At 40.9% G+C, this 6,985-nt stretch carries 7 protein-coding genes; 2 read left to right on the top strand and 5 right to left on the bottom strand.

The annotated features are described in order from the left end of the window. Nucleotides 1-426 precede the first annotated feature (426 nt). Together purH and purD are read left to right on the top strand one after the other, a co-directional pair. A complete protein-coding gene (gene purH / locus CBE70_RS06500) occupies nucleotides 427-2,016 on the top strand; it encodes a bifunctional phosphoribosylaminoimidazolecarboxamide formyltransferase/IMP cyclohydrolase (RefSeq protein ID WP_100158694.1) in 1,590 nt (529 codons plus the stop codon). A gap of 12 nt (nucleotides 2,017-2,028) precedes the next feature. Continuing rightward, the gene (gene purD, locus CBE70_RS06495) at nucleotides 2,029-3,318 is read left to right on the top strand and encodes a phosphoribosylamine--glycine ligase (protein ID WP_100158693.1); all 1,290 of its coding nucleotides are present in this window, start codon (nucleotides 2,029-2,031) and stop codon (nucleotides 3,316-3,318) included. A 24-nt stretch (nucleotides 3,319-3,342) separates the two neighbouring features. Here purD and CBE70_RS06490 read toward each other — a convergent pair whose 3' ends face one another. The 5 genes from CBE70_RS06490 to hemE all read right to left on the bottom strand — a co-directional run bounded on the left by CBE70_RS06490 (nucleotide 3,343) and on the right by hemE (nucleotide 6,911). Continuing rightward, a complete protein-coding gene (locus tag CBE70_RS06490) occupies nucleotides 3,343-4,005 on the bottom strand; it encodes a DUF1481 domain-containing protein (protein ID WP_232797371.1) in 663 nt (220 codons plus the stop codon). Nucleotides 4,006-4,049: 44 nt separating this feature from the next. Beyond that, nucleotides 4,050-4,322 (bottom strand): HU family DNA-binding protein, encoded by a 273-nt coding sequence (locus tag CBE70_RS06485; protein WP_004246922.1) that lies wholly within the window; start codon nucleotides 4,320-4,322, stop codon nucleotides 4,050-4,052. A gap of 189 nt (nucleotides 4,323-4,511) precedes the next feature. Continuing rightward, nucleotides 4,512-5,102, bottom strand: a complete 591-nt coding sequence (locus tag CBE70_RS06480; protein ID WP_023583105.1) for a YjaG family protein — start codon at nucleotides 5,100-5,102, stop codon at nucleotides 4,512-4,514. A 74-nt stretch (nucleotides 5,103-5,176) separates the two neighbouring features. Continuing rightward, nucleotides 5,177-5,845, bottom strand: a complete 669-nt coding sequence (nfi, locus tag CBE70_RS06475; protein WP_100158691.1) for a deoxyribonuclease V — start codon at nucleotides 5,843-5,845, stop codon at nucleotides 5,177-5,179. Then, nucleotides 5,838-6,911 (bottom strand): uroporphyrinogen decarboxylase, encoded by a 1,074-nt coding sequence (gene hemE, locus CBE70_RS06470; protein WP_098941737.1) that lies wholly within the window; start codon nucleotides 6,909-6,911, stop codon nucleotides 5,838-5,840. The genes nfi and hemE overlap by 8 nt, the downstream gene beginning before the upstream one ends. Nucleotides 6,912-6,985 lie beyond the last annotated feature (74 nt).

The following is a 6,985-nucleotide window of genomic DNA, read 5'->3' as shown; positions in this document are numbered from 1 at the left end:
GTTGCGAGGAGGTGCATTCTACATCTTCCTCATTCAGTGTCAAGCGTTTATTTTCAAGGCTTTTCACTTTTTTTCTTCGTTTTCTTGGCTAACTCACTTAGCGTGGTTTGCCGTGACAACGAGGACGCATTATAGGGAGTTTTCTGAGGCTGGCAATAGTTTTTTTTAGAAAAAAAATCGTTTGCTTAATTCCACAGCAAAACCCCTACTTATACGCACTTATCAACAATTTTATCCACAGAGCACCTTTTTACATAAAATTAGCATGTCAAAAGCAAACGTTTGCGTTATCATATCGGTCGATTAAGTAAGATTGATTTTGTGTCTATCTTCTGAAATGTTAGTTAAGCAAACACAATTTCACTGTATTAATGTGATTTAACTTCATCATTACTACCGTTATACCAACCCCAAGGGATAAAACTCATGCAACATCTTCGTCCTATTCGCCGTGCACTTTTAAGTGTGTCTGATAAAGCAGGTATTTTAGAATTTGCTAAAGCACTTGTTGAAAGAGAAGTAGAACTCTTATCGACAGGCGGAACCGCACGTCTATTAGCAGAAGCTGGCTTACCGGTTATTGAAGTCTCCGATTACACAGGTTTTCCAGAAATGATGGATGGCAGAGTAAAAACGCTGCACCCTAAAGTACATGGTGGAATTTTAGGTCGTCGTGGGCAAGACGATGCAATTATGGAAGAACATGAAATTCGTCCTATCGATATGGTCGTCGTAAATCTTTATCCTTTCGCTAAAACGGTAGCTCGTCCAGATTGCTCATTAGCAGATGCAGTGGAGAATATCGATATTGGTGGACCAACAATGGTTCGCTCCGCAGCGAAAAATCATAAAGACGTTACGATTGTAGTAAATAGTAATGACTATGAAAGAGTGATTGAAGAAATGGATAATCACGAAAATAGCCTTACTTTAGATACACGCTTTGATTTGGCAATTAAAGCCTTTGAACATACAGCGGCTTATGACGGAATGATTGCTAACTACTTTGGTCAGAAAGTTGCACCTTATTATGGCGATACTTCACAGCCATCAGGTACTTTCCCTCGTACTTTAAATCTGAACTATATAAAGAAACAAGATATGCGTTATGGTGAGAATGCTCATCAGCAAGCAGCTTTCTATATAGAAGAGAATATAGAAGAAGCATCTATTGCCACTGCAAACCAATTACAAGGCAAAGCGCTTTCTTATAACAACATTGCGGATACTGACGCGGCATTAGAATGTGTGAAATCATTCTCCGAGCCAGCTTGTGTTATTGTGAAACATGCAAATCCTTGCGGTGTTGCAATTGCGAATACGCTCGAACAAGCTTATGACAATGCCTTCAAAACCGATCCAACCTCTGCATTTGGTGGCATTATCGCATTCAATCGTCCATTAGATGCAAAAACAGCAAGTGCAATCATCGAACGCCAGTTTGTTGAAGTAATCATCGCACCTTCTATTAATGAAGATGCACTACCAATTTTAGAAACAAAACCAAATGTTCGTGTATTAGCTTGTGGTCAATGGCAAGAAGCAAAACCAGCGTTAGATTTCAAACGTGTTAATGGTGGACTGTTAGTTCAAGATCGTGACTTGGGTATGGTAAAAGAAGAAAACTTAAGAGTGGTCACTCAACGTCAACCAAGTGAACGTGAACTTAAAGATGCACTCTTTTGCTGGAAAGTCGCAAAATTTGTGAAATCAAATGCCATTGTTTACGCTAAAAACGATATGACTGTCGGCATTGGTGCAGGACAAATGAGCCGTGTGTATTCTGCAAAAATTGCGGGTATTAAAGCAGCTGATGAAGGTTTAGAAGTTGCAGGTTGTGCAATGGCGTCAGACGCATTCTTCCCATTTAGAGATGGTATTGATGCAGCCGCACTTGCTGGTGTGACTTGTGTTATTCAGCCTGGTGGCTCAATTCGTGATGATGAAGTGATTGCTGCTGCAAATGAACATAACATCGCAATGATTTTCACCAATATGCGCCACTTCCGTCATTAATAAGGTATTGATATGAAGATTTTGATTATTGGTAATGGCGGTCGTGAACATGCTTTAGCTTGGAAAGCGGTTCAGTCACCGCTTGCAACACACGTTTTTGTTGCCCCTGGTAATGCTGGAACAGCATTAGAAAATGGTGTTGAGAATGTGGCTATTAGTGCAACAGATATTCCTGCATTAGTCGCATTTGCCCTCAAAAATCAAATTGATTTAACTATCGTAGGCCCAGAAGCACCACTGGTTATTGGTGTTGTCGATGCATTTAAAAAAGCGGGGCTGACCATCTTTGGTCCAACAAAAGGAGCCGCTCAATTAGAAGGTTCTAAAGCCTTCACAAAAGATTTTTTAGCTCGCCATAAAATTCCAACTGCGGATTATCAAAATTTTACAGAAATAGCGCCTGCACTTGAGTACCTAAATAAAGTGGGTGCGCCAATTGTTATCAAAGCAGATGGTTTAGCCGCAGGTAAAGGCGTTATTGTTGCAATGACGCAAGCTGAGGCTGAAGCTGCAATTAAAGATATGCTGGCTGGCAACGTTTTTGGTGATGCAGGACATCGTATTGTTATCGAAGAATTTCTTGATGGTGAAGAAGCTAGCTTTATTGTCATGGTTGATGGTGAACACGTGATCCCAATGGCTACAAGCCAAGATCATAAACGTGTTGGCGATGGAGATACGGGGCCTAATACAGGGGGAATGGGTGCATATTCACCTGCACCTGTTGTTACACCAGAAATCCACCAGCAAGTAATGGAAAAAATTATTTATCCAACAGTTAAGGGAATGGCTTCTGAAGGACATCGTTACCAAGGCTTCCTTTATGCAGGGCTGATGATTGATAAACAAGGTGTTGCTAAGGTTATTGAGTTTAACTGTCGTTTTGGTGATCCAGAAACTCAACCTATTATGATGCGTATGCAATCTGACTTAGTTGAACTCTGCTTAGCCGGAGCAAAAGGTCACTTAAAAGATAAAGATTCCCGCTGGGATCATCGTCCAGCTTTAGGCGTTGTGATTGCAGCTGGCGGCTACCCTGCAGATTATCGTCAAGGTGATGTTATCGAAGGCTTAACACCAACATCGTCAACAACGGCAAAGGTATTTCAAGCTGGAACAACACTCAATGACAAACGCGAGGTCATCACGGCTGGCGGGCGAGTACTCTGTGTTACTGCATTAGGTGATGATATCGAGCAAGCTCAAAAGAATGCTTATGCTTTAGCGAAAGGTATTCATTGGGATGGTAGTTTTTATCGCCATGATATCGGCTATCGAGCGATTGCACGCTTAAAAAAATAAATTAACAACAGCAAAAGGGAGTGATCACAAACTCTCTTTTGTTGGTTCCCATTTACAAAAATCGTGTTCTGCAACCATAAGTAATTGCTTACCTTCTGGTGAATCAAGCCAAGCAACATAAGAAGGCTTATTTGAATTACGCGTTCTTGTTTTTAACCAGCGTTGTTCTGGATCTTCAAATGAAATACTCACCTTCTCGCCAGCACATGTTGTCATTGTATTTTGATACCAGACACCCTGTACTAAATTTACTTTCCCAATAGTAAGCGCTTCACTGATTTCACGCTCTTTACTTGCAGCAAATACCATTCTTAAACGTTCATCTTCTGTTAATGCTCGTTTTTGCTTCTGGCTTTCTTGTTGCATGAAAATAACTTCACCACGTTTATTTAAACGAAGGTGCCAAGATGAGGGCTCATTAGGATTGATAACTTCAGAGCGGACTTGCCAAAGCTTATTTTGGCGGTACTCATAGAATGTGATGACAGTTTCTGGCTTTTTATAAAAGCTATAAACGCTCATGATCACTTGAGGTTCTGACGCTGTATTATTTAAACGCCATAGTCGCACAACACCTTCGTCTGCAATATAACCTGTTGCAGAAAATTCAGGTAGTTGCACAGTAGAGGAGCAGGCGCTGAGCAAAAAAGCAGATCCTATTGCTAACAGCCCCTGTCGTTTCAACAAAAGGGGAGTAAATCCCCCTCTATTGTTCATTCCGTTCAAAGGAATTATTTTACTGCGTCTTTCAGTGCTTTACCGGCAGTAAATGCAGGAACGTTAGCTGCTGCAATTTTAATTTCTTTACCAGTTTGAGGGTTACGACCAGTACGCTCTGCACGGTGATTCACCTTGAATGTACCGAAACCAACTAACTGTACAGAATCGCCTTCTTTCAGAGCACCTGTTACTGAATCGATAAACGCTTCAATAGCAGCTTTTGCTTGAGTTTTTGTCAGATCCGCTTTTTCAGCAACTGATTCGGTTAATTCAGCTTTGTTCATAAAATAGTCCTTAAAGTATGTTTTATCGTTTGAAAAACATCTGGTGAAAAAACTTAACTTATCTTTTAAGAGAATAAATTAAGTAAAACACCTGAGCCACTTCTTTTCGTACCCAATGTAGAACATACACGGGGGTGATGTGAAGTCTTTAAACGTCGCTTTTCAAGCACTAAATCACGTTTTTCTGATTTAGTGCGTTAATTCTATACCGATATTGCTCATTCCAGCTTCACGAAGGTCTGCGCGTAGACCTTTGATCAATTCGACATCTCTTTCTTCACATTCTACAAGTAGACGGTAAATTTCCCATTGGATATCGAACTCTTCAATAACAGCAGGTAGAGATCTAAGCTCTTCTTCACTCATTTCTCTTTCTGCCTGTGTCATTTCAAGTGAAGCCACTGTCCCTACTGATAATTTACTCACTTCAATAGCGTGACTTAATGATTCACCGCTTAAACGAGAGTGAACAATTTCACTAAGTGCAACACAGGCGTCAATCGCAGGATAGACACCATAAATCTCGAACTGAGATGCATCAGGAATTGCTTCTTCTAATTTCTCTAATTGAGAATCAAAATTAACCTTTGCATCTTTCACCGTTAAAGTTTCCCAAACCAGATCGAGAATACGGCGATAAAGCATTGGATCGGTAAAACCTGTTTCACGACAAAATACCTGATAATTTGGGTACATTCTCTCACACAGGCACGCCATAAACGTCAGGTGTTGCCAAGCTTCTAGCTTTTCTAAACGTAAATGGATTGGGTTCTTCAACATTCGTGATTACTCATTTTCTTAACTTAGGCGCAGTTTACCTGAAAATTAAAAATATCCACATATTTCCCGGTCATTTAGAGCTTATTCTTATTCAACTGCTCAAATAATCGCCTATTTGAAGCAATACCATCAGCCCAACGCGTTGGTTCTGGCAATCGATATCCTTTCATACACAACTCAACCCACTGCAAAGCGCCTTCCATACTCACTTTATGACCCGGAGAAATATATAGGGGTTTACATTTTTTCTTACTGCGATAAATCCACCCTATTTGCTCATTCTTATCCATTAACGGCTCATGGCTTCCCATCTCTTCATTAACTGCTTTATCAATGCCACATAAACGACTTTTTGCTACGCCAATAGTCGGTGTATCCACTAATAAACCAAAATGACTCGCAACACCAAGTCTTCTGGGATGAGCAATACCTTGTCCATCGACAAAAATAAGAGAAGGTTTCTGTTTGATTGATTGCCAAGCAGTCAGTAACGCTGGGCACTCTCTAAATGAAAGCAAACCAGGGATATAAGGAAGAGTCGTAGGAATTCGCGCGATTTGGTATTCAAGAATTTCAAAAGAAGGATAATGCATTATCACGATGGCAGCGCGAGTGACCGCGCCACCGTCTTCAAAACCAACATCAGCACCGGCTATATAAGTTGGTGCTGTGAATTGGTTTGCTAGAATAATCTGTTGAGCTTTTTCTGTCTGCTCCTGACGTAATTGTTGGGTATTAATCATTATCCTGATGATAAGGCTTCGATAAACGGTGAACCGCATCAATAAATGCACCAGCATGTTCAGGTGGAACATCTTGATGAATACCGTGCCCAAGATTAAAGACATGACCGTTGCCTTTACCAAACCCAGCAAGAATAGTTTCGACTTCTTGTTCTATTCTGGCAGGTGGTGCATACAGCATAGAAGGATCCATATTACCTTGTAGCGCAACTTTATCCCCAACTCGACGGCGTGCATCTTCAATATCAATCGTCCAATCAAGCCCTAATGCATCGCAGCCTGTCGCTGCCATCGCTTCTAGCCAGCGACCGCCACCTTTGGTAAATAAAGTGACTGGTACTTTTCTTCCATCATATTCACGGATAAGACCATCAACAATCTTATGCATATAGTGTAATGAGAAGAGTTGGTAATCACGCCCTGTTAGCACACCACCCCATGTATCAAAGATCATGATAGATTGTGCGCCCGCTTTAATTTGAGCATTCAGATACAGAATAACGCTATCTGCCAGTTTATCCAGTAATAGATGTAATGCTTGAGGCTCTGAGTACATCATTTTTTTGATTTTTGTGAAGGCCTTACTACTTCCACCTTCAACCATATAGGTTGCCAGTGTCCAAGGGCTTCCTGAAAAACCAATTAATGGCACACTACCTTGCAATGCATGACGAATGGCACGTACTGCATTCATCACATATCCCAGTTCATCTTCAGGATCAGGAATAGGCAATTTTTTAATATCATCAAGACTATTTATGGGTGATTTAAAACGAGGACCTTCACCTGTTTCAAAGTAAAGACCTAACCCCATTGCATCTGGAATAGTTAAAATATCAGAAAATAAAATAGCTGCATCTAAAGGGAAGCGTCTTAAAGGCTGTAATGTCACTTCACATGCTAATTCTGTATTCTTGCACAATGAGATGAAATCCCCCGCCTGTGCCCGTGTTTCCTTATATTCAGGAAGATATCTGCCTGCCTGACGCATCATCCAAACTGGGGTGACATCAACAGGTTGGCGCAACAGCGCACGTAAATAGCGGTCGTTTTTCAACTCACTCATGACTAACTCCATTAACAGTAATAGGGCCGCAAAATAGCATGCATTGTAACATGCTGGAAAAATAACTGTTGGCA

Source organism: Proteus columbae (assembly GCF_002777965.1).
Taxonomy (GTDB): domain Bacteria; phylum Pseudomonadota; class Gammaproteobacteria; order Enterobacterales; family Enterobacteriaceae; genus Proteus; species Proteus columbae.
This window is presented reverse-complemented; position numbering and strand designations above follow the sequence as displayed.

Bases quoted from the DNA above. Each gene is read 5' to 3' on its own strand.
- CBE70_RS06480 (WP_023583105.1), bottom strand. From the start codon at position 5,102: ATGTTGAAGAACCCAATCCATTTACGTTTAGAAAAGCTAGAAGCTTGG.
- purH (WP_100158694.1), top strand. From the start codon at position 427: ATGCAACATCTTCGTCCTATTCGCCGTGCACTTTTAAGTGTGTCTGAT.
- nfi (WP_100158691.1), bottom strand. From the start codon at position 5,845: ATGATTAATACCCAACAATTACGTCAGGAGCAGACAGAAAAAGCTCAA.
- purD (WP_100158693.1), top strand. From the start codon at position 2,029: ATGAAGATTTTGATTATTGGTAATGGCGGTCGTGAACATGCTTTAGCT.
- hemE (WP_098941737.1), bottom strand. From the start codon at position 6,911: ATGAGTGAGTTGAAAAACGACCGCTATTTACGTGCGCTGTTGCGCCAA.
- CBE70_RS06485 (WP_004246922.1), bottom strand. From the start codon at position 4,322: ATGAACAAAGCTGAATTAACCGAATCAGTTGCTGAAAAAGCGGATCTG.